Genomic DNA, 26,645 nt, shown 5'->3' with positions numbered 1-26,645 from the left:
TGGACGCTCGTCAGGCGGGCGGAGCCGGTCGCCTGCTCCGGAGTCAGTCGCCTTCTCTGACGAGGTCGTCGTTCACGAGGTCAGGTATGCCCCAGTCCCGCGCCACCGTCCCGGTGTCGGCGCCCGGCAGGGCCGGGCCGGTGCGGACCGTGGTCGGGGTCGCGGAGAAGCGGGGGGCGGGGGCGGGCTGGGTGATGCCGCCGTGGTCGGTGAAGGTGCCGCGGGCGGCCAGGTGCGGGTGGTGCGGGGCCTCGCGGAGGGAGAGGACGGGGGCCACGCAGGCGTCGGAGCCCTCGAAGAGGGTCGTCCACTCGTCCCGCGTGCGGGTTTTGAAGCGGGCGGTGACCCGTTCGCGCAGCTCGCCCCAGCGGGTCCAGTCCTTGCGGGCCGGGACCAGGTCGTCGAGGCCGAGCAGGTGCAGGAACTCCTCGTAGAACCGCGCCTCCAGCGCGCCGACCGCCATGTGACCGCCGTCGGCGGTCTCGTAGGTGCCGTAGTACGGGCAGCCGCCGTCCAGGAGGTTGGCGCCGCGCCGGTCCTGCCAGCCGCCGGCGGCCAGCATGCCGTGGATCATCGCGGACAGGTGCGCGGTGCCGTCCACGATGGCCGCGTCCACGACCTGACCGGTGCCGGTCGCGCCCGCGTGGTGCAGGGCCGCGAGGACTCCGACGACCAGGTAGAGGGAGCCGCCCGCGTAGTCGCCGAGCAGGTTGGCGGGGACGGCCGGGGGCTCGTCCGGGCGGCCGATCATGCCGAGGGTTCCGGTGAGGGCGATGTACGCCACGTCGTGCCCGGCGCGGTCGGCGAGCGGTCCTTCCTGTCCCCAGCCGGTCATCCGGCCGTAGACCAGGCGGGGGTTGCGGGCGTGGCAGTCCTCGGGGCCGACGCCGAGCCGCTCGGCCACCCCGGGGCGGTAGCCCTCGATGAGGATGTCGGCCCGAGCGGCGAGGTCCAGGACGCGTGCGGGGCCGTCCGGCGCCTTGAGGTCGACGACGACCGAGCGCTTGTTGCGGTTCGTCACGTCGTACGCGGGGTCGATCGCGAGGCCCGGACCGTCCGGGCGGTCCACCCGGACCACGTCGGCGCCCAGGTCGGCGAGGAGCATGGCGGCGAACGGGCCCGGCCCGATACCGGCCAGCTCCACCACGCGCACGCCTGAGAGCGGGCCGTCCCCCGACGTCCTCGGCGTCCCTGCCGTCGTCATGCCGTCCTGCCCCCAAGCACATGTGACACCAATGATGTAACACCAGTGATGCTAAGAACACGTTCCACCGGACACAAGGCCTGAACGAGCAAGCGCTTAGACAAGTGCCCGGCCGGCCCTGCCCAGGCCGTGTCCGGGGTCCGCACACTTCACGCTAGCCTCAGCCACCGACAGCGGCGCGGGCTGCACGACCAAGGGGTGTCATGAGCAGGCTGAAAAGGACGGACCGTCCCTACGACATCGTGCTCTTCGGGGCGACCGGCTTCGTCGGCACGCTCACCGCGGAGTACCTCGCCGCGCACGCCCCCGAGGACCTGCGCTGGGCGATCGCCGGCCGCGACGAGGGCAGACTGGAGCGGCTGCGCGACCGGCTGCCCGGCGGCTCCGGCATCGAGCTGCTGCGAGCCGACGTGCGCGAACCGGCCACCCTGCGCGCACTCGCCGAGCACGCGCGCGTGGTGGCCACAACCGTCGGACCGTACGTCACCTACGGCGAGGAACTCGTCGCCGCCTGCGCGGACGCCGGGGCCGACTATCTCGACCTCACCGGCGAGCCCGAGTTCGTGGACCTGATGTACGTCCGGCACGACGCACGCGCGCGGGAGACCGGCGCCCGTCTCGTGCACGCCTGCGGTTTCGACTCCGTACCGCACGACCTGGGCGTGTACTTCACGGTCCGGCAGCTGCCCGAGGGCGTGCCGCTGACCGTGGACGGGTTCGTCACCGCCGACGCGGCCTTCTCCGGGGGCACGCTGGCCTCGGCGCTGAACCAGTTCGCGCGCGGGCGGCAGATGGTGGCCGCGGCCCGCGAACGCGGCCGGCACGAGCCGCGCCTGATGGGGCGCCGGGTGGCGGCACCGACGGGCGCGCCGCGGTTCGCCAGGGAGGTCGGCGCCTGGGCGGTGCCGCTGCCGACCATCGACCCGCAGATCGTGCGCCGCTCGGCGAAGGCCCTGGACCGGTACGGCCCCGACTTCCGTTACCGGCACTATGCGGCGGTCCGGCACCTGCCGGTCGCCGCGGGCGGCATCGCCGCCGTCGGCGCGGTCGCGGCCGCCGCCCAACTGCCGCCCGCCCGGCGCTGGCTGTCGGACCGGCTGCGGCCCGGGGACGGCCCTGACCCGGAGAAGCGGGCGAAGAGCTGGTTCCGGGTGCGCTTCGTCGGCGAGGGCGGCGGGCAGCGCGTCCTCACCGAGGTCGCGGGCGGCGACCCGGGCTACGACGAGACGGCGAAGATGTTCGCGGAGGCGGCCCTCAGCCTGGCCTTCGACGAACTGCCGCCCACCGCCGGTCAGGTCACCACGGCCGCCGCGATGGGCGACGCGCTGACCGAGCGACTGCGCGCGGCGGGGATCACTTTCCGGGTGGCCGCCAAGCAGTAGGTCACCGGCGCTACATCTGCCATCCCAGCAGGGTCCAGAACATCCCGCCGATCCAGGCGAGCCCCGCCACCACGGCGAGGACCAGGGCGGCCGTCACGGCGCGCTCGACGGGCTGGGCGGGGCGGGTCAGGGTCTTGGCGGAACGGTGCGTCGTCATGCGGGCCAGCCTGCCGCCGGGGCGGCACGGGCACATCCGTACGCGTACTCAGACGACGTACTCACCCGGCTCCGGCTCCCCTTCTCCTGCATTTGAGGCTTTCCGCGCCAGGAACGCCCAACCACCTGCGGCCACGTGCTCAAAGTTTCACCGGGAACTTCAGTGAGACGCTTGAAGCCCAGGCCGAAGGAGGCGGAACGGAAGTGAAGTTCGTACTCGAAGTGACCGTGGACGAGGGCGCGTCGGCGGCGGACCGGGCGGGCGAGCTGGGGCGGATCCTGCGCTACTGGGGCGGGAACCTCCACCACTACGCCCTCGAACCGGGCGACGGCTCCGCCGTCTACGACGCGCGGTATCAGGAGGTGGGCGCCTGGCGGATCGACGCCTCCTGAAGCGCGCGCCGGCACAGCGCGTCGGCCCTGCGCGTGGTCTCCGGCAGGCGGTAGCGCGGGGCCAGGTCCAGGGTGTGCGCCAGGGCGTTGTCGAGGCTCACCCGGTGGCCGACGGAGACGAACACCGGCTTGACGCCGTCCCGGGTGCGCAGGGCACGGCCGACCTCCTCGGTGCCCGCGAGGAGCGGCGCGGAGCTGCCCCGCACGGGCCCGGGGTCGTCGTACGTGAACGTGAACGGGTTCTTGGCGACGCCGATCGTCGGCAGGTCCATGAGCACGCCCAGGTGGCTCGCGAGGCCGAAGCGGCGCGGGTGGGCGAGGCCGTAGCCGTCGCACACCACCAGGCCCGGCGGGCAGGGCAGGGCGTCCAGGGCGGCGCGCACGGTCGGGATCTCGCGGAAGGCGAGCAGTCCGGGAACGTACGGGAAGGAGATCCGGCCGATGGCCGTCGCCTCCGCGACGACCTCCAGGGTGGCCGCGTCCAGGACGACGGCCGCCGCGGCGACGAGGTCGCGGTCGTCGTCGTAGGCGACGTCGACACCCGTGACGTGCCCCGTCCCGGGCGGCGGCCCCGGCTCGTCGAGCACCACCCGCGCGCGTAGCTCGTCCTGTACCGCGCGGGCCTCTTCCTCGGTCGCGGGCCAGCCCGCGGGTACGCCTACGGTCGTCATGATGGCCAAGACTGTACGGCTCGCCGACGCCCGTCCGGGGCCCGGGGGTAGGCTCGCGATCATGTTCGTACTGGAGCTGTCCTACACCGCCCCGCTCGACGCCGTGGACGCCGTGATTCCGGCCCATGTGGCCTGGCTCGACGAGCAGTACGAGAAAGGTTTCTTCCTCGCCTCCGGGCGCAAGACCCCCCGCGACGGCGGGGTGATCCTGGCCGTGGCGGAGAACCGGGCCCGCATCGAGGAGGTCGCCTCCGGCGACCCGTTCATCGCCGCCGGGGTCTGCGAGTACCGCATCACGGAGTTCGTCGCCAACAAGACGGCCCCCGAACTGGCGCAGCACCGGCAGACGCTGAGCTGAGCCCAGGCTCAGCCCTTCCTGGCGTTCAGCGCGCGCCGCAGCTCCGCCTTGTTCATGTGCGAACGGCCCTCGACACCCCGCTGCCTGGCCTCGTTGTACAGCTGGTCGTAGGTGGGCCCCTGGGAGCCTTTGCCCGACCTCTGGCCGCCCCGCTTGCCGGACGACATGTCCTGGGTTGAGGTGCGGCCGGCCGTCTTCGACTCGCCGGACCGGGCGCGTTCCTTGTTCACCGTGCGCGCGGCGATCTCCTCGGCGCGCCGCGTGCTCTCGCCCCGGTCCAGCGCGCTCTGCTTGATGTGTTCGTACTGGCGTTCCCGCTTGGGGCTGGAACCGCGTGGCATGACCGCCCACTTCCTCTCGTGTGCGGTGCCCGGGTACCCGCGATCAGGCCTCCCGCATCAGCGCTCCAGCCGCGCCACGCGCCCCTTCTCCCCCGCCGCCCAGCAGCCGAGGTCGGCGGTGCAGTCCACGGTGTCGTACGAGCCGGTGTCGTTGGTCCGCCAGGTGCGGCCGCCGTCGGTGGTCAGGTCGGTGCCGGTGGGGCCGACGGCCAGGGCGGCGCCGCGGCTGTGCGGGAGCCAGGCGGCGCCGGAGCGGTAGGCGGGCGGCGGGGTGGCGGCGGGCCGCCAGGTGCGGCCGCCGTCGGCGGTGACCGCGGCCGCCTGTGGTGAGGTCTGGTCGGGCCGGTAGTCGCCGCCGACCGCAAGTCCGTGGGTGCGGTCTCGGAAGGCGAGCGCGAAGACGCCCTTGGCCGGATCGGCCGCCGGAATCGGCGTGTCGGCGGCCGTCCAGGTCAGTCCGCGGTCGGCGGAGTGCAGCACGCGCGCGTGGGCGCCGCCGCCGGTCGCCAGCCAGACGTCCCTCGGCCCGGAGGTGACCAGGCACTGGCCGCTCGCGGCGAAGCCGGCCTCGCCGTCCAGGGCGGCGGGCATGCCGTCGGCGGGCAGTACCCGCCAGGAGCGGCCGCCGTCGCTGGTGGACAGGAGGCGGAACCTGCCGTCCACGGGGTCGCTCATGGCGAGGCCGTGACGGCGGTCGAAGAAGGCGAGGCAGTCGTAGAAGGCCTTCGGGTCGGTGTTGCGGAAGGACTCCGTCCAGGTCGCGCCGCCGTCGTCGGTGCGGTAGACGCGGGAGGCCTCGCCCTCGCCGATGGCCAGCACCACCGCGCGCCGCGCGTCGAACGCCTCGACATCCCGGAACTGCAGATCGGCCGCGCCCGGCGGAGAGACGTTCCGCCAGCTCGCCCCGCCGTCCGTGGTGCGCAGCACGGTGCCCGCCGTACCGGCCAGCCAGGCGGTGTCACGGTCGACGGCGGACAGGCCGCGGAAGCGCACCTGCGGGGTGCCGCTGTTCTTCGCCTCCCAGTGCACGGTTCCCCGGACTCCTTGGCCGAGCGGGCCCGCCTCGGCGGCCGGAACCGTCAGCGCGGCCAGCGCCGCCCCGCACGCCACCCCCGCCGCCACCAGCCGGCCCGTCCGTCCCCCGCGTCGCGTGCTCCCCAAGCGCCTCATGGCGGGCGAAGCTAGCCCACCGGCCCGCCGCCGTCCAGAGGACCTCACGGCCGTAGGCCTGTGCATGAATGCGGTGACCGAGGTCACTCGTTCCCGGCGTGCACGGATTGGCCGATTCTCTCGTCTCTTCCAGTGCCAGGCCTCACCCGCCCGGAAGCACTTCCAGCCGTCACAAGGGAGCAAGGCGTTGTCCACCGTCATCGAGCAGCCCGTAGAGGCCCGCCTCGTCGCCGCCGCACCGCGCATGCCGAGCATTCCCGCCAAGCTGCGCTACGACCGGAGCGACCCGTTCGCCGTCCGCATGACCTTCCCCGCGCCGGCGACCCTGGAGGGCGTCGAGGTCTGCTGGACCTTCTCCCGCGAGCTGCTCGCGGCCGGGCTGCAGGGCCCCGAGGGCTGCGGCGACGTGCGCGTGCGGCCGTACGGCTACGACCGCACCGTACTGGAGTTCCACGCCCCCGAGGGCACCGCGATCGTGCATGTGCGCTCCGGCGAGATACGGCGTTTCCTCCAGGCGACCAGCGACCTAGTGCCGGTCGGCCTGGAGCATCTGCAGCTGGACCTCGACCACGACCTGGCCGAGCTGATGCGTGACGCCTGCTGAGCGCCTGCGCGCCACTAGCTACGCGCGCGTGAGCAGCGCGTTCAGCTCGCCGTAGTCGAACCCGTCGGCCAGCGCCCCGTACGTCCCCTCCCGCAGCAGCTCCCGCGCGGCGCGGCGGACCAGGGCGTGGGCGGCCTGGGCGAGACCCGCGCCCGCGCTGATCCGGGCGACGCCGCATGCGGCCAACTCGGCAACCGTCGGTGCGCCGGGGCCCACCATCACGTTGAGCGGCCCGTCGACGCCCGCGACGAGCACCTTGACCGTCTCCGGGTCGACGGCCCCGGGGACGAAGATCCCGTCGGCGCCCGCGGCCAGGAAGGCGTCCGCACGCTCCAGGGTGAGGTCCTCTCCCCCGGCGCCGCGCAGGAAGGTGTCGATCCGCGCGTTGATGAACAGCGGCACGCCCGCCGCGTCGGCGGCCGCGCGGGCCGCGGCGATCCGCTCCGCCTGCTCGGCGACCGGTCGCAGCGCCTCACCGCCCGCCTCATGGCGGGCGTCCTCGATGTTGACGCCGACCGCGCCCGCGGCGATCACCGCATGGATCGTGTCGGCGACCCCGGCGGCGTCCTCCGCGTAGCCGCCCTCGATGTCGGCGGTGACCGGGACCCGTACGGCGTCGACGATGCGGGCGACGGCCGTGAGCGCGCCGTCGCGGTCGAGCCGGTCGCCGTCGGCGGCGCCGAGCGCCCAGGCCAGCCCGGCGCTGGTGGTCGCGACGGCGGCGGCGCCCGCCTCCGCGACGACGGCGGCGCTCACCGGATCCCAGGCGTTCGGCAGGACCAGCGGGCGGCCGGGCACGTGCAGTGCGCGGAAGGCGAGAGCGGAGCTGTGAAGCGAGTGCTGAAGCGTCATGCGGGCAAGTCAATCAACCCCGGCGGGGCGGACGCTGGCAGAAATCCGACATGAGCGCGGGCCGGCCAGGAGCATGCAATCAGCCACCCGCAGCGCGTGAATTAATCGCGTTGACACCCTCCCCGACCCCCTCGTACGGTCTACAACGTTCCTGTTGCCGCCGATTGGAGAAGGACGTTGCTCGTCTGAGGTCCTGAGACACCGCGTTCACACCGGTGAGGTGTGCGTGCGTGGCGTTCGACCTCGGCGTCCGAGCCGTCCCCCAGGCACAGGCCCTTCTCAGTGCCCCAGGTTCTTCGGTCCACGCCTCGCGGTGTCTCGACATGCGCCCGCCCAGACCGCATCCAGCAACCGCGAGGCCCTTATGTCAACTTCCCTCACCTGCACGTCCCTGTCCTTCGCCTGGCCCGACGGCACCTCCGTCTTCGACGGCCTCGACATCGCCTTCGGCCCGGGCAGGACCGGACTCGTCGGCGTCAACGGATCAGGGAAGTCAACCCTGTTGAAGCTGCTCGCCGGTGAACTCGATCCGGCCGACGGCACCGTCAAGATGACCGGCGAGGTCGGCTGTCTGCCGCAGAACGTCACGCTCGACACCACGCTCCGCGTCGACGAGGCCCTCGGCATCGCCGCCCGGCGGGCCGCCCTGCACGCCATCGAGGCGGGCGACGTGTCCGAGGAGCACTTCGAGACCCTCGGCGACGACTGGGACGTCGAGGAGCGCGCCCTGGTCACGCTCGGCGAACTCGGCCTCGGCCACATCGGCCTGGACCGCACCGTCGGCGAGGTGTCCGGCGGCGAGTCGGTGCTGCTGCGCCTGGCCGCACTGCTGCTGCGCCGCCCGGACGTCCTGCTCCTCGACGAGCCCACCAACAACCTGGACCTGTACGCGCGCCGGCGGCTCTACGCGGCCGTCGCCTCCTGGCCGGGCGTACTGGTGGTCGTCAGCCACGACCGCGAACTCCTGGACCTGGTCGACCAGATCGCGGAGCTGCGCTCCGGGGAGGTCACCTGGTACGGCGGCAACTTCTCGGCCTACGAGGACGCCCTGGAGGTCGAGCAGGAGGCGGCGGAGCGGATGGTGCGGGTCGCCGAGGCGGATCTCAAGAAGCAGAAGCGCGAACTCGTGGAAGCGCACTCGAAGCTGGCCAAGCGGACGCGCTACGCCGACAAGATGTACGAGAACAAGCGCGAGCCCAGGGCCGTGATGAAGCTCAGGAAGCGCGCGGCCCAGGTCTCCGCGGGCAAGCACCGCATCATGCACGAGGAGAAACTCGCCGAGGCCAGGGAGCGGCTGGACGAGGCGGTGGAGGCCGTACGGGACGACGCCGAGATCCGCGTCGACCTGCCGTACACGGCCGTACCGCCCGGCCGGGAGGTGCTCACCCTGGAGAACCTGGAGCTGGCCTACGGGGCGCGTGTCCAGGGGATCCTCGATCTGCGCGGCCCGGAGCGGATCGCCCTCGTCGGGCGCAATGGCGCGGGCAAGACGACACTGCTGCGGACCGTCGCCGGGGAGCTGGCGGCGGTGGCCGGCGAGGCACGGGTGCACGTCCCGCTGCGGTTCCTGCCGCAGCGCCTGGACGTGCTGGACGACGAGCTGACGGTCGCCGAGAACGTGGCCCGGTTCGCGCCGGGCGCCACGAACAACCGGATCCGGGCGCGCCTGGCCCGCTTCCTGTTCCGGGGCGCACGGGCCGACCGGAGCGCCGGGACGCTCTCCGGCGGCGAGCGGTTCCGGGCGGCCCTGGCCGCGCTGATGCTCGCCGAGCCCGCACCCCAGCTGCTCCTGCTGGACGAGCCGACCAACAACCTCGACATGGCGAGCGTCCGGCAGCTGACCACGGCTCTGGAGTCGTACGAGGGTGCCCTGCTCGTCGCCAGCCACGACCTGCCGTTCCTGGAGTCGATCGGGATCACCCGATGGCTGCTGATGGAGGAGGGAGGACTGAAGGAGACCACACCCGAGGCCCTCGGGGATCCGGTCTAGCCGGACCGGCGGGGGTCTCAGGAGGGGCACAGCCTGACAACGAGGGTTTTGTCCAGGCCTCGGTGCCCTGCATGATGGCGGACCGGCGCCGCATCCCGGGCGCCGGAACCGCACCGCCGATATCGAAAGGCCCCTAGTGCCCAGCAAGAAGGCCCTCGTCCGCCGCCCCAGCCCGCGCCTCGCCGAAGGCCTGGTGACGCACATCGAGCGGGAGAAGGTCGACGTGGACCTCGCCGTCGAGCAGTGGGAGGCGTACGTCGAGGCGCTCGGCACGCACGGCTGGAAGACGATCGAGGTCGACCCGGCCGACGACTGCCCGGACTCGGTGTTCGTCGAGGACACCGTCGTCATGTACAAGAACGTGGCCTTGATCACCCGGCCCGGCGCCGACTCCCGGCGCGCGGAGACCGCGGGCGTCGAGGAGGCCGTGGCCCGGCTCGGCTGCTCGGTGAACTGGATATGGGAGCCGGGCACCCTGGACGGCGGCGATGTCCTGAAGGTCGGCGACACGATCTACGTCGGCCGGGGCGGGCGCACCAACGCGGCCGGCGTGCAGCAGCTGCGGGCCGCCTTCGAGCCGCTGGGCGCGCGCGTGGTCGCCGTACCGGTGAGCAAGGTGCTGCACCTGAAGTCGGCGGTCACCGCGCTGCCGGACGGGACGGTCATCGGGCACATCCCGATGGTCGACCGGCCGTCCCTGTTCCCGGGCTTCCTGTCGGTGCCGGAGGAGTCCGGCGCGCACGTGGTCCTGCTCGGCGGTCACAAGCTGCTCATGGCGACGAGCGCCCCGAAGACGGCGGAGCTGCTCACCGATCTCGGCCACGAGGTGGTCACGGTGGACATCGGCGAGTTCGAGAAGCTCGAGGGCTGTGTGACGTGCCTCTCGGTGCGCATGCGGGACTTGTACGCCTGACGGGTGATCCCGTCACTCCTACAGCCCTGGGACCTGCGCGTCCCGGGGCCGTTTGGCATGCCCTCAATGAGCCGGGCCGCGGGCGCTGATCAGCGATCTTTACAGCGAACTTAACCTACGGCTTCGTAACCTACGGATTCGTAGCCTACGATCTCGTAGGTTTCCGGCACCGCTCGCCGGACCGTCCCCGTCTCTCCCCCTTTAGTTCGGCGTCCCCCTGGAGTTCCTGTGACGATCACCTCCCCTCACCTCGGCAGCCCGTCCGTGTGGACCGACGCGCGGCTGCTGTACGCGCTGGAGGAAGTCGTCGAGAAGGAACTGAACCGGCACCTGCAGGTCGCCAAGGACTGGATGCCGCACGAGTACGTGCCCTGGACCGACGGCCGCAACTTCCCCGGCCTCTTCGAGGACGGCGAGGCCTGGGACAAGGAGCACTCCAAGGTCACGGAGATCGGCCGCATCGCCCTCGTCGTCAACCTCCTGACCGAGGACAACCTGCCCAGCTACCACCACGAGATCGCCTCGCTCTTCGGCCGCGACGGCGCCTGGGGCACCTGGGTGCACCGCTGGACGGCCGAGGAGGGCCGGCACGGCATCGTGATGCGCGACTACCTGCTCACCTCGCGCGCGGTGGACCCGGACAAGCTGGAGCAGTTCCGCATGTCCCACATGAGCGAGGGCTTCGAGTCCGACAACCGGCACTCGATGCTGCACTCGATCGCCTACGTGGCCTTCCAGGAGCTGGCGACCCGGATCTCGCACCGCAACACCGGCCACCAGTCGGGCGACCCGGTCTGCGACCGCATGCTGGCGCGCATCGCGACCGACGAGAACCTGCACATGGTCTTCTACCGCAACCTGCTGAAGGCCGCCTTCGAACTCGCTCCCGACCTGACCATGCAGGCGGTCCGGGACGTGGTGGTCAACTTCCGTATGCCCGGTCACGGCATCCCCGGCTTCGAGCGGGCCGCCGCGCAGATGGCGATCGGCGAGGTCTACAACCTGCGCATCCACCACGACGACGTGCTCCAGCCCGTGCTGCGCTTCCTGAAGATCATGGAGATCGACGGCCTCGGCCCGGAGGGCCGCCAGGCGCAGGAGGAACTCGGCCTCTTCATGGGCGGCCTGGACGCGGAGGCCCTCAAGTTCGACGAGAAGCTGGCGGCCCGCAAGGCGCGGATGGCGGCGCGGGCCGCGGGCTGAGCGGCGCTCGGGCCGACGCCCGGGACGGGTGTCGGTGCGACGTGCGGCGCGGTCAGTCGGACGTACGGCGCAGGGCGAGGCGCTCCTTCTCGGAGAGCCCGCCCCAGACGCCGAAACGCTCGTCGTTGGTGAGCGCGTAGTCGAGGCAGGCGGAGCGCATCTCGCACATGGCGCAGATGCGCTTCGCCTCACGCACCGAGCTGCCGGGCTCGGGGAAGAAGAAGTCCGCCCCGGTCTGCGCGCACAGAGCCTGTGCCTGCCAGGCGGAGTCGGCCGGGGTGATCGTGTCGATGTGCATGAGCAGGATCGTGCCGGGCGGCGAAAAACGTTCGATCAACGCCGGGTCAACGGCACGGCCGCGACCCGGGCCGTCCGTTGATGCCCCGCCCGCCGGAGCCCTGGGCCGCCCCGATGATGCCCCGCGGCAACTCCGGGCCGCCCCGATGATGCTCCGCGCGCGAACGCCCACGCACGGCGGCGCGCGGAAGCGGCGTGAAAACGAAGCGGTGTGAAGACCCGGAGAACCCGACGCGGCGCCCAGGGTGACCGGAGGCATCGGTCCGGCGTGCGGCGGCGCTCCGGCAGCGGTTGTCAGTGGGCGGTGCCAGACTCGGCAGTGCAGAGGACGGGACCCGCTTCCGGACCCCCTTTCAGGGGCTTCCGGACCCCCTTTCAAGGAGGGCGAAGATGCTCACCACCCGTTTCGTCAACGGCGCTCCGAACTGGATCGACGTCGGCACGCCCGACCTCGACGGCGCACTCTCCTTCTACGGCGGTCTCTTCGGCTGGCAGTTCCAGTCGGCGGGGCCGGATGCCGGCGGCTACGGCTTCTTCCAGCTGGCCGGCAAGACCGTCGCCGGCGGCATGCAGACCGGACCCGACCAGGGGCCGCCGGCCTGGACGGTGTACTTCCAGAGCGAGGACGCACAGGCCACGGCCAAGGCGGCCGAACAGGCGCACGGCAGCGTGCTGTTCCAGCCCATGGACGTGATGGGCCAGGGGCACATGGCGGTCCTCGCCGACCAGGCGGGCGTGCCGTTCGGGATCTGGCAGCCCGGGCAGACCAAGGGCGTGGACGTGGCGAACGAACCGGGCGCGCTGTGCTGGGTCGAGCTGTACACGCCGGACATCGCGGCGGCCGCCGCGTTCTACCAGAGGGTCCTGGGCCTGGAGACGTCGGCCGTGCCGTTCCCGGGCGGCTCGTACACCTGTGTGAACCCGGGCGGTGCCGGGGAGGACGCGATGTTCGGCGGGTTCGTCCCGCTGGCCGACGACCCGACGGAGGCGGAGGCGGGCCCGTACTGGCTGCCGTACTTCGAGGTCGAGGACACCGACGCCCTGGTCGAGAAGGCACAGCAGCTGGGTGGCACGGTACGCATGCCGGCGACGACCATGGAGGGCGTCGGCCGGATGGCCAAGCTCGCCGACCCGTACGGCGTCCGCTTCGCGGTGATCAAGAGCGAGCCGCCGCAGGGCTGAGCCGTCACCGGCGGCGGCACAGCTAGGCGGACGCGCGTCGGATCAGAGTCGTCGGCAGGACGACGCTGGAGACGGCCGCGTCCGCCGGGGCCGCGCCGCGCGCCCGGCCGGCCAGGCCGCGCAGCAGGAGGCGGGCCATCAGCCGGCCCATCTCCTCGATGTCCTGACGGACCGTGGTGAGCGGCGGATCGGCCTCTTCGGCGACGGGCAGCACGTCGTCGAAGCCGATCACGGCCACGTCCTCGGGCACGCGTCGGCCCCGCTCGCGCAGCACGCGCAGGGCACCGAGCGCGGTGAGGTCGTTGGCGGCGAACACCGCGTCCACGTCCGGGCAGCGGTCGAGCAGTTCCCGCATGGCGCGTTCACCGCCGCCCGGGGTGAAGTCGCTCTCCACGACGAGCCTGGGGTCGGCCTCGCCCATGACGTCCCGGTAGCCGTCGAGCCGGTCGACCGCCGAGGTCTGGTCCAGTGCGCCGGTGATGTGCGCGATCCGGGTCCGGCCGAGGTCCACGAGGTGGCGTACGGCCTCGCGGGCGCCGCCCCGGTTGTCGCTGTCCACGTACAGCGGACCGGGGGTGCCGTCGCTCCAGTCGGGGCGGCCGCCGAACACGGTGGGCACGCCCGCGTTGCGGATCAGGCCGGGCAGCGGGTCGTCGAGGTGGAGGGAGAAGACCAGCGCGCCGTCGACATGGCCTCCGGCGAGATAGCGGGCCACACGGGCGTGGTCGGCGCGGCCCTCGGTCAGCAGCAGCACGAGCTGGTTGTCGTGGGCCGTCAGCTCCTTGCTGATGCCGCGCAGTTGCAGCGCGAAGAAGGGGTCGGCGAAGACCCGGGCCTCGGGTTCGGCGATGACGACGGCGACGGCGTCGTGCCGCTTGGTGACCAGGCTGCGTGCGGCCTGGTTGGGCACGTACCCGAGTTCCTCGACCGCCTGCCGGACCCGTTCGGCCAGGGGCTCCCGGACCCCGTCCCCGCCGTTGACGACCCGTGACACGGTGGCCCGGGACACCCCGGCCCGCGCGGCCACGGCCTCCAGCGTGGGACGGGACACTGCCTCGGTCACTTCGGGACTCCTCATCGGCGGCTGGCGATCAGGATAACCGCGGTGCGGTGAGGCCGTCGGGGCCGGAAAAGGGGTTGCTCCCCGGCATCCCGCCCGGTGAGGATCGCCGCATGAGGACGAGAAAGGCTCATGCGGGCTGAGCGCCCCGAGACGCGGCTCGTGCCCTACGCACGACTGCCGCGCGGCTACCGCGACCTGCACATCATCCACAGCTCGGTCGACGCGTTCGGCCGGGCACACTGGCTGCTCACCGAACAGGACCCCAAGGACCGGGGCACCGATCCGTACGACGCGCTGGTGGTGACCGTCGAGGACGGCGCGTGCCAGGAGACCTACCTGCATACGGTGTTGCCCTGGCGCCCTCGCGTCGAGGCCCTGCCCGACGGCGGGTTCGTGCTGGCGGCGTCCCGCGCGGACCAGGGCGACGAGCAGCAGGTCCAGGTCTTCGACGTACTGGGCCGGGCGACCGGCACGTTCCGTGTGGGAGACGGCATCAAACACCTCCTGGCCGACCGGGCGGGAGACCTCTGGCTCGGCTATTTCGACGAGGGCATCTACGGCGACGCGCTGAGCGCGTCCGGTCTGCGCCGCTGGAGCATCACGGGCGAACCCCTGTGGTCCTACAGCCCGGTGCCCGGTGCGGGATGGATCTCCGACTGCTACACCCTGAACGTGGCGGGGCGCACCGCCTGGGCGTGTCCGTACACCGACTTCCCGCTCCTGGAGGTGGGCGAGGACCAGGTCGTGCGGGTGCGGCAGAACCCGGTGCGGGGTGCGAACGGGCTCGCCGTCCTGGGCGAACAGGCGGTGTTCTTCAGCGGGTACGGTGACGAGCGCGACCGGATCGTCGACTGCCGTCTGACGGAGACCTCCGTGGAGCCCGTCGCCGAGAGCCGCCTGGTCCGCCCCGACGGCGGCAGGCTCGGTCGGCGTCGGATCGTCTCCCGGGGCTCCCGGCTCTATATCCAGGTCAGCCCACTCACAGAGTGGTTCTTGCTCGACCTCGCCTGAGGGTTATCCACAGGCCCGGCCCGTTGTCCGTGGCGTGCGGCATCCTGTGATCAGTGGCGGAACACGCGCCATGAACCACGGGGAGGGCAGGATGTTCAGGGGGATCGACGACGTCGACTGGGCGTCGATGGGGCATGCGTACACGGACTCGGCGACCGATGTGCCGGAGCTGCTGTGGGGGTTGGCGTCGGACGACCCGGAGCGCCGGGAGACCGCGCTGGACGTCATGTACGGCGCGGCGCACCACCAGGGGGATGTGTACGACAGCACGGTCGCCTGCGTCCCGTTCCTGTGCGAGCTGATCGCGAACCCGTCGGTCGCGGACCGGGGTGCCGTGATCGGCCTGCTGTGCAGCATATGCGGCTCGCCCGGGAGGCGGACGAGCTGGGCCCGCCGCGCCCGAGCGGCCGCGTACGGACACCCCTGCTCTCCCATGTGCGCGAGCTGCACGCCGAGCACCGCAACAGCCTGGACCTGGACGACGCGGCGGGCAGACGCGTGCCGGCCCGGTTCGGCGAGCGGATTGACACCCCGGTGCGCTAAGGCCTGTCCGGCAGATCAGGCCCCGGTCGGGTCAGGAGTCCTGCTCCCGCCGTGCCCGGCTCGGCTGGACCCGTTTGGGCTCCCCCGGCATCTTCGGGTACTCGGGCGGGTACGGCAGGTCGCCCAGGCCGTGGTCGTGCTCGTCGCGGCGGGCCAGTTCCAGGAGGGCGTCGAGGGAGTAGGCGTGGTCGTCCATGTCGGCGTGCACGTCACCGAGTTCGGCGAAGCGGGCCGGCATGGTGGCGAGGTCGAAGTCGCGGGGGTGGGCCACGCCGACCTCCTCCCAGCGAAGGGGCGCGGAGACGGGGGCGTGCGGGCGAGGTCGTACGGAGTAGGCGGAGGCGATGGTGCGGTCGCGGGCGGTCTGGTTGTAGTCGAGGAAGATGCGCTCGCCGCGTTCCTCCTTCCACCACTTGATCGTCACCTGGTCGGGCATCCGGCGTTCCATCTCCCGGCCGACCGCGATCGCGGCGCGCCGCACCTGGGTGAAGGTCCAGCGGGGTTCGATGGGCACGAAGACGTGCAGGCCGCGGCCGCCCGAGGTCTTGGGCCAGCCGCGCAGGCCGCCGAACTCGTCGAGGACGGCACGCAGTTCGTGGGCGGCGCGGACGGCGTCGGCGTAGTCGGTGCCGGGTTGCGGGTCGAGGTCGATGCGGAGTTCGTCGGGGTGGTCGACCTGGGTGCGGCGCACCGGCCAGGGGTGGAAGGTGAGGGTGCCGTACTGGGCGGCCCACACCACGGCGGCCTCCTCGGTGGGGCACATCTCGTCGGCGCTGCGGCCGCTGGGGAAGGTGATGTGGGCGGTCGGGATCCAGTCGGGCATGCCCTTGGGCGCGCGCTTCTGGTAGAACCACTCGCCGTCGACACCGTCCGGGTAGCGCTGGAGGGTGGTGGGGCGGTCGCGGAGGGCGCGCAGGATGCCGGGGCCGACGGCGGCGTAGTACTGGGCGACGTCCAGCTTGGTGAATCCGCGTTCCGGGAAGAAGACCTTGCCCGGACTGGACAGCCGTACGGTCCGGCCGGCCACGTCCAGTTCCACCGCATCACCCATGCGGCCACGGTAGGCGTACCCAGCACACCCCGCATACCGGGCGACAGGGGACGTACAAGAGCAGAATCGGACGCATGGATCTGCCGGTGATGCCGCCCGTGAAGCCGATGCTCGCCAAGTCGGTGGCGAAGATCCCGCCGGGCATGCACTACGAGGCGAAGTGGGACGGGTTCCGCGCGATCGTGTTCCGGGACGGCGACGAGGTCGAGCTGGGCAGCCGTACCGGGAAGCCGCTGACCAGGTACTTCCCGGAGCTGGTGGTGGCGCTGAAGGAGCGGGTGCCCGAGCGGTGCGTGCTGGACGGGGAGATCGTGATCGCGCGGGGCGGGCGGCTGGACTTCGACGCGCTGACCGAGCGGATCCATCCGGCGGACTCGCGGGTGCGGATGCTGGCCGAGAAGACCCCGGCCTCCTTCGTCGCCTTCGACCTGCTGGCGCTGGACGACCACTCCCTGCTCGACGTGCCACTGACCGACCGGCGGGCCCTGCTGGAGCGGGCCTTGTCCGGGGTGAGCGCACCGGTCCATCTGGCGCCGGCGACGACCGATGTGGAGGTGGCGCACCGGTGGTTCGAGCAGTACGAGGGGGCCGGTCTGGACGGGGTCGTCGCCAAGCCGCTCGATCTGCGCTATCGGCAGGACGAGCGGGTCATGTTCAAGATCAAGCACGAGCGGACGGCGGACGTCGTCGTGGCGGGTTACCGGTTCCACAAGAGCGGACCGGTGGTGGGCTCACTGCTGCTGGGCCTGTACGACGACCGGGGTGCCCTGCAGCACGTGGGCGTGTCGGCGGCCTTCGCCATGAAGAAGCGGGCCGAGCTGGTCGAGGAGCTGGAGCCGCTGCGGATGGAGGACGTGACCGGGCATCCGTGGGCGGCCTGGGGAGAGGAGGCGGCGCATGAGACGGCCCGGCTGCCTGGGGCGCCGAGCCGCTGGTCGGGCAAGAAGGACCTGTCCTGGGTGCCGATCCGGCCGGAGCGGGTAGCCGAGGTGGCCTACGACCACATGGAGAACGGCGCCCGCTTCCGGCACACGGCCCGCTTCCGCCGCTGGCGCCCGGACCGGACCCCGGAGAGCTGCACCTACGCACAGCTGGAGGAGCCGGTGCGCTACGACCTCGCGGAGATCCTGGGAGCCAAGGAGGACGGCCACTAGGACTGCGTCCCGATCCTGGGGCGGATCGGTCCGCTGAGCACGCGACCGGTACCCACCAGGGATAGCCCGCGATGACCCGACGAGCACACAATCGACCCATACGAACGGGGGTTCAAGGGTGGGCAGGGGACACGGGGCACGGACACGACGTACCGCGCTGACGGGGGCGCTGCTCGCCGTCATGATGACGACTTCCCTGACGGCGGGCTGCACACGGCACGGCCCGGCCGACGACGCCCGTGCCCCGCACCGGACCCCGTCGCCGACCCGCACGGCCACATCCGCGGACGGCTCGGTGCTCGCCGTGAAGATCGACAACGTGCCGGCGGCCCGCCCGCAGACGGGACTCGACGCGGCGGACGTCGTGTACGCGGAACAGGTCGAGGGAGGCCTGAGCCGTCTGATGGCGGTGTACGCCACCACGCTTCCCGAGGCGGTCGGTCCGGTGCGCAGCGCCCGCGAGTCCGACCTGGAGCTGCTGCGCCAGTTCCACGAGCCGACGCTGGCGTTCTCCGGGGCCCAGAGCAAGCTGCTGCCGCTGATCCACCAGGCCCCGCTGCGGGCCGAGTCGCCCGACGAGGCCGCGGACGCCTACTACAGGGGCACCGACAGGGCCGCTCCGCACAACCTCTATCTGCATCCGGACCGGGTGCTGCCCTCCGCACCGGGCAAGGCCGCGCTGACCACCGGGTTCCGCTACGGCCCGGCGCCTTCCGGCGGCACTCCCGAGTCCTCGCGGACCGTGCGCTACCCGTCGGCGCGCTTCGCGTTCACCTGGTCCGCGCGGCGGGGCGGCTGGCTGGTCGCGATGGACGGCACGCCCACGGTGACGACCGACGGCGATCGGCCCGCCCCGGCGACGGTCGTCGTGCAGTACGTGAAGATCCGCTCGTCCCGGTACCACGACGCGCTCGGCAACCCCACGCCGTTCACCGAGACGGTCGGCTCCGGAAAGGCCGAGGTGCTGCGGGACGGGCGGTCCTTCGACGCCACCTGGTCCCGGCCGGGCGCCACGGACGGTACGGCGTTCACGGCGGCGGACGGCACCCCGATGAACTTCGCCGCCGGCCAGGTGTGGGTGGTGTTCGCCGCGGCCTCTCCCTGACACCGAGGCCCCCGACCGGGCCGCTGTTCAGGTCTGCTGGGCGACCAGCGGTTCGGCGGGGTTGCGCAGGTCCTCGGCGGCGTCCGCGACCCGGCGGATCAGGTCGAAGAAGACGGTCTGCTCCTCGGGGGAGAGCGGGGCGAGGAAGACCTGGTTCATCCGCGCGGTGCGCACGGTCAGCTTGCGGTGGACGCGCAGGCCCTCGTCGGTGAGGCGGAGCAGCGAACGGCGGCCGTCCTGCGGGTCGCGCACCTTGTGCAGCAGCTCGCGGCGGCTGAGCCGGCTGATGACCTCGGCGATGGTCGACCGGTCCAGGCCCACCCGCTCCCCCACGGTCCGCTGGTCGAGGCCCGGCTCGGCGACGAGCGCGTTCATGACCGCGAACTGCGGTGAGGTGGTCTCCTCGGAGACCATGGTGTTCCACAGCAGGTAGTGCGCCTGCTGGAGCCGCCGGGCCAGGTGCCCGGGATGGGTGGCGAGGTCCACCGCGGCCATGTGAACTCCCCTGATCGATTAGTTGGTGTACTGAACGATACTCACCCTACGGCCCACCTGTCTGCCCAGGGAATCCTAAGTACTACGAGGTCTTGACGGGCTTCGGGGTCCGGTGGCAGCGTGAGGGACACCTCGCTGAAATACTCAGTGCGCTGATTAATTGCAGAGATAGGGCTTCACGGATGGACAAGGTGGTCGCCACTGCCCTGGAGGCGGTGGCCGATGTGCCGGACGGCGCGTCCCTCGCGGTCGGCGGATTCGGGCTCAGCGGTGTGCCGAACGTACTGATCCAGGCGCTGTACGAGCGCGGGACGACCGGTCTGAGCGTGGTGTCGAACAACTGCGGCGCGATGGAGTCCGGCCTCGCGGTGCTGCTGGCCGCCGGCCGGATCGCCCGCGTCACCGGCTCCTACATCGGGGCGAACAAGGAGTTCGCGCGCCAGTACCTGTCCGGCGAGCTGGAGGTCGAGCTGATCCCGCAGGGCACGCTGGCCGAGCGGCTGCGCGCGGGCGGCGCCGGGATCCCCGCCTTCTACACCCCGGCGGGCGTGGGCACGCAGGTGGCCGAGGGCGGGCTGCCGTGGCGGTACGACGGCGAGGGCGGGGTCGCGCTCGCCTCGCCGCCGAAGGAGGTCCGGGAGTTCGACGGCGTGGAGTACGTCCTGGAGCGGGGCATCCGCACCGACTTCGCGCTGGTCCGCGCCGCCATGGGCGACCGGCACGGCAACCTCGTCTTCAACAAGTCCTCCCGGAACTTCAACCCTCTTGCCGCGATGGCCGGCCGGGTGACGGTCGCCGAGGTGGAGCAGCTGGTGGAGCCCGGGGAGATCGACCCGGACGCGGTGCATCTGCCCGGCGTCTTCGTGCAGCGCGTGGTGGCGCTGACCCCCGAGCAGGCGGCGGACAAGAAGATCGAGCAGCGGACGGTGAGGTCCTGATGGCCTGGACACGCGAGGAGATGGCCGCCCGCGCGGCCCGCGAACTGAGGGACGGCCAGTACGTCAACCTCGGCATCGGCCTGCCGACGCTGATCCCGAACCATCTGCCGCCGGGCGTCGAGGTGGTCCTGGAGTCGGAGAACGGCATCCTGGGCACCGGCCCGTACCCCGCCGACGACGCGGTCGACCCGGACCTGATCAACGCCGGCAAGGAGACCGTGACGGTCCTGCCGGGCGCCTCCTACTTCGACTCGGCGCTGAGCTTCGCGATGATCCGGGGCGGGCACATCGACGTCGCCGTACTCGGCGCGATGCAGGTGTCCGCGGGCGGCGACCTGGCCAACTGGGCGGTCCCGGGGAAGCTGGTCACCGGGATCGGCGGGGCGATGGACCTGGTGCACGGCGCCCGTACGGTCGTCGTCGTCATGACGCACACGGCCAAGGACGGCTCCCCGAAGATCCTGGAGCAGTGCACGCTGCCGCTCACGGGCAAGGCGTGTGTGAACCGAGTCATCACGGATCTCGCGGTGCTGGACGTCACGGATGCGGGGCTCGTGCTGGTGGAGACCGCGCCGGGCGTGACCGTCGAAGACGTCGTCGTCCGGACCGACGCCGAACTGACCATCGGGGAGAACGTGCTGTGAACCCGGTTTACCTCGTCGACGCCGTCCGCACCCCGATCGGCCGCTACAACGGCGGGCTGTCCTCCGTACGACCCGACGACCTCGCCGCCCACGCCCTCCGCGAACTCCTCGCCCGCACGCCCGGCCTGGACCCCTCCCGCATCGAGGACGTCTACTTCGGCAACGCCAACGGCGCCGGCGAGGAGAACCGCAACGTCGCCCGCATGGCCGCCCTGCTCGCGGGCCTGCCGACCTCGGTACCGGGCGTGACCGTCAACCGGTTGTGCGCCTCCGGCCTCGAAGCGGTGATCCAGGCGGCCCGCGCCATCGCGGTCGGCGACGCGCGGATCGCCGTAGCCGGCGGTGTGGAGTCGATGACCCGCGCGCCGTACGTCCTGCCCAAGTCGGACAAGCCGTTCCCCGCCGCACACACCGAGCTGTACTCGACCACGCTCGGCTGGCGCATGGTCAACCCGGGGATGGACCCGCAGTGGACCATCCCGCTCGGGGAGAGCGCGGAGCTGATCGCCGACAAGCACAAGATCAGCCGCGAGCAGCAGGACGAGTACGCGCTGCACAGTCACCAGAAGGCGGCCGCGGCCCAGCGACAGGGCCTGTTCGACGCCGAGTTGGCGCCCGTGCCGGTCCCGCGGCGCAAGGGCGAGCCGGTCGCCTTCGCCGCCGACGAGTGTGTACGGCCCGACGCCTCCCTCGCCACCATGGCGAAGCTGAGGCCGTCGTTCCGTACCGAGGGCGGCACGGTCACCCCGGGAAACGCCTCCCCGCTCAACGACGGCGCCGCCGCCCTGCTCCTCACCGACGAGGAGGGGCTGAAGGCCATCGGCCGTGAACCCCTCGCCCGGGTCACCGCGACCGGGGTGTCGGGGATCGACCCGCAGTACTTCGGGCTCGCCCCCGTCGAGGCCGTCAACCACGCCCTCGCCAAGGCGGGCAAGGGTTTCGACGACCTGTCCGTGCTGGAACTCAACGAGGCGTTCGCCGCCCAGGTCCTCGGCTGTGTCGCCGAATGGCCCGAGTTCGACCCGGCGATCCTCAACCCCCAGGGCGGGGCGATCGCCCTCGGCCATCCGCTCGGCGCCTCCGGCGCCCGGCTCGCGGGCACCGTGGCCCACCAGCTCGCCCGCCGTGGCTCCGGCACCGGCGTGGCCACCCTCTGCATCGGCGTGGGCCAGGGCCTCGCCCTCGTCCTGGAACGATAAGGAAGCGTCAGGTATCCCCCATGGCTCTCACCCAGCAGGACATCGACCAGGAGATCGCGGCCGAGCACGCCGCGTACGAGAAGCGGGTCGCCGACGGCGCGCCCGTCGAGCACCATCCGCGCCGCGACTACGCGCCCTACCGCTCCTCCGTGCTCCGCCACCCCAAGCAGCCCCTGGTCGCCATGGACATCAGCCAGGACCCCGAACTGGTGGAACTGCACTCCCCCGCCTTCGGGGAGCGCGACCTCACCGAGATCGACAACGACCTCACCCGGCAGCACACCGGCCCGCCGGTCGGCGAGCGGATCACCGTGTCCGGACGGCTCCTGGACCGTGCCGGACGCCCGGTCCGCGGCCAGCTCGTCGAGATCTGGCAGGCCAACTCGGCCGGACGCTACGCCCACCAGCGCGAGCAGCACGACGCCCCGCTGGACCCCAACTTCACCGGCGTCGGCCGCACCCTCACGGACGCCGAGGGCCGCTACCACTTCACCACCATCCAGCCGGGCCCCTACCCCTGGCGCAACCATGTCAACGCCTGGCGCCCGGCACACATCCACTTCTCGGTCTTCGGTTCGGCGTTCACCCAGCGGCTGGTGACGCAGATGTACTTCCCGAACGACCCGCTCTTCCCGTACGACCCGATCCTGCAGTCCGTGACGGACGACGCGGCCCGGCAACGGCTGGTCGCCACCTACGACCACGGTCTGTCGGTGCCGGAGTTCTCCCTCGGCTACCACTGGGACATCGTGCTGGACGGCCCCGCCGCCACCTGGATCGAGGAAGGACGCTGACCCCAGCGATGACGAAGATCGACACAAGCAGCCCGGAGAGCGTGCTGCCCACCCCGTCCCACACGGTCGGCCCCTTCTACGGGTACGCGCTGCCGTTCCGCGGCGGCGAGGACATCGCACCCCTGGGGCACCCCGACACGATCACCGTCCACGGGTACGTCCTCGACGGCGACGGGAAACCGCTTCCCGACGCCCTCGTCGAACTGTGGGGGCCGCGCCCCGACGGCACCGTCCCCCAGGTGGACGGCTCCATCCGGCGGGACCCCGCCACCGGCGACTATCTGGGCCGCAACGGTGTGGAGTTCACCGGCTGGGGCCGCATCCAGACCGACACGAACGGCCACTGGTACGCGCGGACGCTGCGGCCCGGCGCGCGCGGGAACAGCGCCCCGTACCTGAGCGTGTGCGTCTTCGCGCGCGGCCTGCTCGTGCACCTGTTCACCCGGATCTATCTGCCGGGCGACGAGGCCGCGCTCGCCGCGGACCCGCTGCTCACCCGGGTGGGCGACCGGCGCGACACGCTGATCGCAGGCGACGAGGGCGGCGGCACCTGCCGTTTCGACATCCGCCTTCAGGGCGAAGGCGAGACGGTCTTCCTGGAGTTCCAGTGACATCTGCGTCCCCTCCGTACACCGACACGGGTCTGCTCGCCCCCGAGTGGGGGCTGTCCGAGGCCGCCGCCGAGACCGGCGACCACGCCTACCTGCGAGCCCTGCTCGACGCCGAGGCCGCGCTGACCCGGGCGCAGGCCGCGCTGGGGCTGGCGCCGGCCGAGGCCGCGGCGGCGGTGACCGAGGCGGCCGTCCCGGCGAACTTCGGCCTCCGTTCGCTGGCGGCACGCACCCCGGCCGGCGGCAACCCGGTCATCCCCTTGGTCGCCGACCTGACGGCGGCGGTCGGCGAGCCGTACGGCCCCTACGTCCACCGGGGTGCGACCAGCCAGGACATCATGGACACGGCGACAATGCTGGTCGCCGTACGCACCCTCGAGCTGATCCTCGCCGACCTCGGCCGGACCGAGCGGGCGCTGGCCGGGCTCGCGCTGGAGCACCGGGACACCCCGATGCCCGGGCGGACGCTCACCCAGCACGCCGTACCCACGACGTTCGGGTTGAAGGCGGCCGGCTGGCGTTCGCTGATGCTGGACGCACTCGACCGCATCACCCGGGTACGGTACTCACTGCCCGCCCAACTCGGCGGCGCGGCGGGGACCTTGGCGGCCTTCGAGGCGTACGGCGCCGAAGACCCGGGCGCGCTGACGGAGGCGTACGCCCGTGAACTCGACCTCGCGACACCGGCGTTGCCCTGGCACACGCTCCGCACACCGGTCGCCGACCTGGCCGGCTGTCTGGCCTTCACCGCGGGGGCGCTGGGCAAGCTCGCCGTGGACGTGCTGACGCTGTCGCGCACCGAGATCGGCGAGGTGAGCGAGGGCAGCGGCGGCGGCTCCTCCGCCATGCCGCACAAGGCGAACCCGGTGCGGTCCACGCTCCTCGCGGCCGCCGCCCGGCGCGCCCCCCAGCTCGCGGCCACCCTGTACGGCTGCCTCGCCGCCGAGGACGAGCGGCCGGCCGGTGCCTGGCACGCCGAGTGGGAGCCGCTGCGCGACCTGCTCCGGCTGGTGGGCGGCGCGGCCGCCCACGCGGCCGAGCTGACCGATGAGCTGCGGGTGCACCCCGCCGCGATGCGCCGGAACCTCGATGCGACCCGGGGTCTGATCGTCTCCGAACGGCTGTCCGCCGCGCTGGCACCCGTCCTCGGCCGCGCCCGCGCCAAGGAGCTGCTGACCGAACTGGCCCGCCGCGCCCACGAGGAGGACCGCCCGTTGCGCGAACTCCTCGCGGAGGAGGCCGACTTGAAGGGCGTCGAGCTGGACGACCTCACCGACCCCGCCCACTACACCGGCTTCGCCGATGTCCTCACCGACCGTGCCCTGGAGCGACGTTGACCGTGCAACTCCTCAACCACCTGGAAGAAGGCCCGGCTTCCGCTCCCCCGCTGCTGCTCGGCCCCTCGCTCGGTACCTCGTACGCCCTGTGGGACGCGGTCGCGCCCGAGCTGTCGATCACCCACCGGGTGGTGCGCTGGGACCTGCCGGGGCACGGCGGTTCGGCCCCGGACCTGATCGGGCCGGGTGCCACCGTCGGCGACCTCGCCGCGCTGGTGCTGGCGCTCGCCGACGCGCTCGGCATCGAGCGGTTCGCCTATGCGGGTGTGTCACTGGGCGGCGCGGTCGGCCTGCACCTGGCCGTGCACCATCCCGAGCGCCTGACCTCGCTGGCCGTCATCTGCTCGTCCGCGCACTTCGGCGGCAGCGCGCCCTGGCGGGAGCGGGCCGAGCGGGTGCGCCGGGAGGGGATGGAGTGGCTGGTGGAGAGCGCCGACGCGCGGTGGTTCACGCCCGGCTTCACCGTGCCGCGGCTGGTGCGGGACCACCGCGAGGCCGACCCCGAGGCCTACGCCGCCTGCTGCGACGCGCTGGCCGCGTTCGACCTGCGCGACCGGCTCGCCGACATCACCGTACCGACCCTGCTCGTGGCGGGACGGCAGGATCCCGCGACGCCGCCCGCGCATCTGCGGGAGATCGCGGACGCGGTGCCCGGGGCGGCGCTGGTGGAGCTGCCCGGGGCCTCGCACCTGGCGCCCGCGCAGTGCCCGCAGGCCGTCCTGACCGCCCTGCGCACCCAGCTGAACGGGGCTCCGGCCGGCGGGATGGCGGTGCGCCGGGAGGTGCTGGGCGATGCGCACGTCGACCGGGCACAGGCCCGGCAGACTCCGTTCACCGCGCGGTTCCAGGACTTCATCTCCCGCTATGCCTGGGGGGAGATCTGGACCGACCCGACCCTCTCGCGCCGCGAGCGCAGCATGATCACGCTGACCGCGCTGGTCGCGCACGGCCACTACGACGAGCTGGCCATGCATGTCCGGGCGGCGCGGCGCAACGGGCTGACACCGGAGGAGATCGGGGCGGTGCTGCTGCAGACCGCCGTCTACTGCGGGGTGCCGGCGGCGAACTCGGCGTTCGCGACGGCCCAGCGGGTGCTCGCCGAGGAGGACGAGTCGCGCTGAGGGTGACCCTGCCGGTCGTAGCTTCGGCAGCACCTCCATCCCTTCGGCGGACTGTGCCTAGGGTGGGGGCATGTCGACTGTTCTGATCACGGGCGCCACCTCCGGGCTCGGCCGGTACATCGCCTTCGAACTGGTCCGGGACGGCCATCTCGTCCTCGCCCACGGCCGCGACCGGGCGCGCACCGAGCAGCTGGTCGCGGAGCTGCGCACCGAGGGCCGGGCGGAGGGGTTCGTCGCCGACCTGGCCTCGCTCGCCGAGGTCCGCGAGCTGGGCGCCCGGGTCGCCCAGGCACATCCCGAGCTGGACGTGCTGGTCAACAACGCGGGCGTCGGCAGCGGTTCGAGCGGCTCCGGGCGCGAGCTGAGCGCCGACGGGCACGAGCTGCGGCTCGCGGTGAACTATCTGGCGCCGGTGGCACTGACCCGCGCCCTGCTGCCGGTCCTGCGGGCCGACCCGCCCGCCCGGATCGTGAACGTCGGCTCGGTCGGCCAGGAGCCGCTGGACTTCGCCGACCCGGAACTGACCCGCGGCTACAACGGCGTGTCGGCGTACTGCCGCAGCAAGTTCGCCCTCGCCGCGCACACCTTCACGCTCGCCGAGGAGCTGGCCGGCACCGGGGTGTCCGTCAACGTGCTGCACCCGGCGACCTACATGGACACGACGATGGTGCGCGACGCGGGCGTGACGCCCTGGAACACGGTCGCCGACGGCGCGCCGGGCGTGCTGGCCCTGGCCACCCAGGACCTGGGCACGGGCCGCTACTTCGACGGCACGAGCCCGGCACGCGCGCACGAGGCGGCGTACGACCGCGAGGTGCGGAAGCGGCTGGCGGCGGTCACCGACCAGCTGCTGGCCGTCTGAC

30 protein-coding genes and 1 pseudogene are annotated in these 26,645 nt (G+C 72.4%); 21 read left to right on the top strand and 10 right to left on the bottom strand.

The genetic code is table 11. From position 1 onward, the window contains the following. Window positions 1-43: 43 nt before the first annotated feature. Window positions 44-1,204, bottom strand: a complete 1,161-nt coding sequence (locus BEK98_RS17470) for a CaiB/BaiF CoA transferase family protein (protein WP_167444196.1) — start codon at window positions 1,202-1,204, stop codon at window positions 44-46. A gap of 203 nt (window positions 1,205-1,407) precedes the next feature. On the opposite strand from BEK98_RS17470, the gene BEK98_RS17465 reads away from it, so the two are divergent. Next, on the top strand, window positions 1,408-2,586 hold the full coding sequence (locus tag BEK98_RS17465) for a saccharopine dehydrogenase family protein (RefSeq protein WP_094217480.1): 1,179 nt from the start codon (window positions 1,408-1,410) through the stop codon (window positions 2,584-2,586). Window positions 2,587-2,596: 10 nt separating this feature from the next. Here BEK98_RS17465 and mmpA read toward each other — a convergent pair whose 3' ends face one another. Continuing rightward, complete coding sequence (gene mmpA, locus BEK98_RS17460; RefSeq protein WP_244201883.1) at window positions 2,597-2,743, bottom strand: morphogenic membrane protein MmpA; 147 nt, start codon at window positions 2,741-2,743, stop codon at window positions 2,597-2,599. A 203-nt stretch (window positions 2,744-2,946) separates the two neighbouring features. On the opposite strand from mmpA, the gene BEK98_RS17455 reads away from it, so the two are divergent. Further along, the gene (locus BEK98_RS17455; protein ID WP_094217478.1) at window positions 2,947-3,135 is read left to right on the top strand and encodes a hypothetical protein; all 189 of its coding nucleotides are present in this window, start codon (window positions 2,947-2,949) and stop codon (window positions 3,133-3,135) included. Here BEK98_RS17455 and BEK98_RS17450 read toward each other — a convergent pair. Further along, window positions 3,099-3,806, bottom strand: a complete 708-nt coding sequence (locus BEK98_RS17450; RefSeq protein ID WP_094217477.1) for an endonuclease V — start codon at window positions 3,804-3,806, stop codon at window positions 3,099-3,101. The two genes, BEK98_RS17455 and BEK98_RS17450, sit on opposite strands and share 37 nt — an antisense overlap. Window positions 3,807-3,867: 61 nt before the next feature. Here BEK98_RS17450 and BEK98_RS17445 point away from each other — a divergent pair, with 61 nt between their 5' ends. Then, a complete protein-coding gene (locus BEK98_RS17445) occupies window positions 3,868-4,164 on the top strand; it encodes a YciI family protein (protein ID WP_094217686.1) in 297 nt (98 codons plus the stop codon). A gap of 8 nt (window positions 4,165-4,172) precedes the next feature. Here the strand turns inward: BEK98_RS17445 and BEK98_RS17440 are convergent, their stop codons facing one another. Beyond that, the gene (locus tag BEK98_RS17440) at window positions 4,173-4,505 is read right to left on the bottom strand and encodes a plasmid stabilization protein (protein WP_094217476.1); all 333 of its coding nucleotides are present in this window, start codon (window positions 4,503-4,505) and stop codon (window positions 4,173-4,175) included. 57 nt (window positions 4,506-4,562) lie between these two features. Further along, window positions 4,563-5,675: a WD40/YVTN/BNR-like repeat-containing protein gene (locus BEK98_RS17435; protein WP_208643133.1), complete on the bottom strand. Its 1,113-nt coding sequence runs from the start codon at window positions 5,673-5,675 to the stop codon at window positions 4,563-4,565. A 187-nt stretch (window positions 5,676-5,862) separates the two neighbouring features. On the opposite strand from BEK98_RS17435, the gene ssgD reads away from it, so the two are divergent. After that, window positions 5,863-6,279: a spore wall synthesis regulator SsgD gene (gene ssgD, locus BEK98_RS17430; protein WP_094217475.1), complete on the top strand. Its 417-nt coding sequence runs from the start codon at window positions 5,863-5,865 to the stop codon at window positions 6,277-6,279. An 18-nt stretch (window positions 6,280-6,297) separates the two neighbouring features. On the opposite strand, the gene BEK98_RS17425 is transcribed toward ssgD, so the two are convergent. Further along, window positions 6,298-7,131, bottom strand: a complete 834-nt coding sequence (locus BEK98_RS17425) for an isocitrate lyase/PEP mutase family protein (RefSeq protein ID WP_094217474.1) — start codon at window positions 7,129-7,131, stop codon at window positions 6,298-6,300. 364 nt (window positions 7,132-7,495) lie between these two features. Between BEK98_RS17425 and BEK98_RS17420 the strand changes: the two genes are divergently transcribed. The 3 genes from BEK98_RS17420 to BEK98_RS17410 all read left to right on the top strand — a co-directional run bounded on the left by BEK98_RS17420 (window position 7,496) and on the right by BEK98_RS17410 (window position 11,237). Then, the gene (locus BEK98_RS17420) at window positions 7,496-9,121 is read left to right on the top strand and encodes an ABC-F family ATP-binding cassette domain-containing protein (RefSeq protein WP_094217473.1); all 1,626 of its coding nucleotides are present in this window, start codon (window positions 7,496-7,498) and stop codon (window positions 9,119-9,121) included. Between the two features lie 136 nt (window positions 9,122-9,257). Beyond that, entirely contained in the window at window positions 9,258-10,034 is a 777-nt protein-coding gene (gene ddaH / locus BEK98_RS17415) for a dimethylargininase (RefSeq protein WP_094217472.1), read from the top strand. A gap of 228 nt (window positions 10,035-10,262) precedes the next feature. After that, window positions 10,263-11,237, top strand: coding sequence for an acyl-ACP desaturase (locus tag BEK98_RS17410; RefSeq protein WP_094217471.1), 975 nt, complete (start codon window positions 10,263-10,265; stop codon window positions 11,235-11,237). A 52-nt stretch (window positions 11,238-11,289) separates the two neighbouring features. Here BEK98_RS17410 and BEK98_RS17405 read toward each other — a convergent pair whose 3' ends face one another. Next, a complete protein-coding gene (locus tag BEK98_RS17405; RefSeq protein WP_094217684.1) occupies window positions 11,290-11,535 on the bottom strand; it encodes a WhiB family transcriptional regulator in 246 nt (81 codons plus the stop codon). 389 nt (window positions 11,536-11,924) lie between these two features. Between BEK98_RS17405 and BEK98_RS17400 the strand changes: the two genes are divergently transcribed. After that, window positions 11,925-12,716: a VOC family protein gene (locus BEK98_RS17400; protein WP_094217470.1), complete on the top strand. Its 792-nt coding sequence runs from the start codon at window positions 11,925-11,927 to the stop codon at window positions 12,714-12,716. A gap of 22 nt (window positions 12,717-12,738) precedes the next feature. Here BEK98_RS17400 and BEK98_RS17395 read toward each other — a convergent pair whose 3' ends face one another. Continuing rightward, window positions 12,739-13,779 carry a LacI family DNA-binding transcriptional regulator gene (locus BEK98_RS17395; RefSeq protein ID WP_094217469.1) on the bottom strand — a complete coding sequence of 347 codons (1,041 nt, stop codon included), beginning with the start codon at window positions 13,777-13,779 and terminating at the stop codon, window positions 12,739-12,741. Window positions 13,780-13,908: 129 nt separating this feature from the next. On the opposite strand from BEK98_RS17395, the gene BEK98_RS17390 reads away from it, so the two are divergent. The 3 genes and pseudogenes from BEK98_RS17390 to BEK98_RS17380 all read left to right on the top strand — a co-directional run bounded on the left by BEK98_RS17390 (window position 13,909) and on the right by BEK98_RS17380 (window position 15,333). Then, window positions 13,909-14,790, top strand: coding sequence for a hypothetical protein (locus BEK98_RS17390; protein ID WP_094217468.1), 882 nt, complete (start codon window positions 13,909-13,911; stop codon window positions 14,788-14,790). Between the two features lie 91 nt (window positions 14,791-14,881). After that, window positions 14,882-15,154 (top strand): annotated as a pseudogene (locus BEK98_RS50020) (HEAT repeat domain-containing protein); the annotation flags it as partial. Beyond that, the gene (locus BEK98_RS17380; protein WP_094217467.1) at window positions 15,148-15,333 is read left to right on the top strand and encodes a hypothetical protein; all 186 of its coding nucleotides are present in this window, start codon (window positions 15,148-15,150) and stop codon (window positions 15,331-15,333) included. The pseudogene BEK98_RS50020 and the gene BEK98_RS17380, both read left to right, overlap by 7 nt. Before the next feature lie 31 nt (window positions 15,334-15,364). Here the strand turns inward: BEK98_RS17380 and ligD are convergent, their stop codons facing one another. Further along, window positions 15,365-16,384: a non-homologous end-joining DNA ligase gene (ligD, locus tag BEK98_RS17375; protein ID WP_208643132.1), complete on the bottom strand. Its 1,020-nt coding sequence runs from the start codon at window positions 16,382-16,384 to the stop codon at window positions 15,365-15,367. A 74-nt stretch (window positions 16,385-16,458) separates the two neighbouring features. On the opposite strand from ligD, the gene BEK98_RS17370 reads away from it, so the two are divergent. Together BEK98_RS17370 and BEK98_RS17365 are read left to right on the top strand one after the other, a co-directional pair. Next, entirely contained in the window at window positions 16,459-17,538 is a 1,080-nt protein-coding gene (locus tag BEK98_RS17370) for an ATP-dependent DNA ligase (RefSeq protein ID WP_094217466.1), read from the top strand. A 181-nt stretch (window positions 17,539-17,719) separates the two neighbouring features. Further along, on the top strand, window positions 17,720-18,643 hold the full coding sequence (locus BEK98_RS17365; RefSeq protein ID WP_094217465.1) for a DUF3048 domain-containing protein: 924 nt from the start codon (window positions 17,720-17,722) through the stop codon (window positions 18,641-18,643). A gap of 27 nt (window positions 18,644-18,670) precedes the next feature. Here the strand turns inward: BEK98_RS17365 and BEK98_RS17360 are convergent, their stop codons facing one another. After that, window positions 18,671-19,138, bottom strand: coding sequence for a MarR family winged helix-turn-helix transcriptional regulator (locus BEK98_RS17360; protein ID WP_094217464.1), 468 nt, complete (start codon window positions 19,136-19,138; stop codon window positions 18,671-18,673). A gap of 182 nt (window positions 19,139-19,320) precedes the next feature. Between BEK98_RS17360 and BEK98_RS17355 the strand changes: the two genes are divergently transcribed. The 8 genes from BEK98_RS17355 (at window position 19,321) to BEK98_RS17320 (ending at window position 26,644) form a co-directional block, all read left to right on the top strand. Then, the gene (locus tag BEK98_RS17355) at window positions 19,321-20,076 is read left to right on the top strand and encodes a CoA transferase subunit A (RefSeq protein ID WP_094217463.1); all 756 of its coding nucleotides are present in this window, start codon (window positions 19,321-19,323) and stop codon (window positions 20,074-20,076) included. Continuing rightward, window positions 20,076-20,720, top strand: coding sequence for a CoA transferase subunit B (locus BEK98_RS17350; RefSeq protein WP_094217462.1), 645 nt, complete (start codon window positions 20,076-20,078; stop codon window positions 20,718-20,720). The genes BEK98_RS17355 and BEK98_RS17350 overlap by 1 nt, the downstream gene beginning before the upstream one ends. Next, on the top strand, window positions 20,717-21,919 hold the full coding sequence (locus tag BEK98_RS17345) for a thiolase family protein (protein ID WP_094217461.1): 1,203 nt from the start codon (window positions 20,717-20,719) through the stop codon (window positions 21,917-21,919). The genes BEK98_RS17350 and BEK98_RS17345 overlap by 4 nt, the downstream gene beginning before the upstream one ends. Window positions 21,920-21,939: 20 nt before the next feature. Further along, window positions 21,940-22,713 carry a protocatechuate 3,4-dioxygenase subunit beta gene (gene pcaH, locus BEK98_RS17340; RefSeq protein WP_094217460.1) on the top strand — a complete coding sequence of 258 codons (774 nt, stop codon included), beginning with the start codon at window positions 21,940-21,942 and terminating at the stop codon, window positions 22,711-22,713. 8 nt (window positions 22,714-22,721) lie between these two features. Beyond that, window positions 22,722-23,324: a protocatechuate 3,4-dioxygenase subunit alpha gene (gene pcaG / locus BEK98_RS17335; RefSeq protein WP_094217459.1), complete on the top strand. Its 603-nt coding sequence runs from the start codon at window positions 22,722-22,724 to the stop codon at window positions 23,322-23,324. Next, window positions 23,321-24,661: a 3-carboxy-cis,cis-muconate cycloisomerase gene (pcaB, locus tag BEK98_RS17330; protein WP_094217458.1), complete on the top strand. Its 1,341-nt coding sequence runs from the start codon at window positions 23,321-23,323 to the stop codon at window positions 24,659-24,661. Before pcaG ends, pcaB begins: the two co-directional genes overlap by 4 nt. Continuing rightward, window positions 24,658-25,782 (top strand): bifunctional 3-oxoadipate enol-lactonase/4-carboxymuconolactone decarboxylase PcaDC, encoded by a 1,125-nt coding sequence (pcaDC, locus tag BEK98_RS17325; RefSeq protein ID WP_094217457.1) that lies wholly within the window; start codon window positions 24,658-24,660, stop codon window positions 25,780-25,782. Before pcaB ends, pcaDC begins: the two co-directional genes overlap by 4 nt. Before the next feature lie 70 nt (window positions 25,783-25,852). After that, window positions 25,853-26,644, top strand: coding sequence for an SDR family NAD(P)-dependent oxidoreductase (locus BEK98_RS17320; RefSeq protein WP_094217456.1), 792 nt, complete (start codon window positions 25,853-25,855; stop codon window positions 26,642-26,644). Window position 26,645 lies beyond the last annotated feature (1 nt).

The organism is Streptomyces diastatochromogenes (genome assembly GCF_002242805.1).
Classification (GTDB): Bacteria; Actinomycetota; Actinomycetes; order Streptomycetales; family Streptomycetaceae; genus Streptomyces; species Streptomyces diastatochromogenes.
This window is presented reverse-complemented; position numbering and strand designations above follow the sequence as displayed.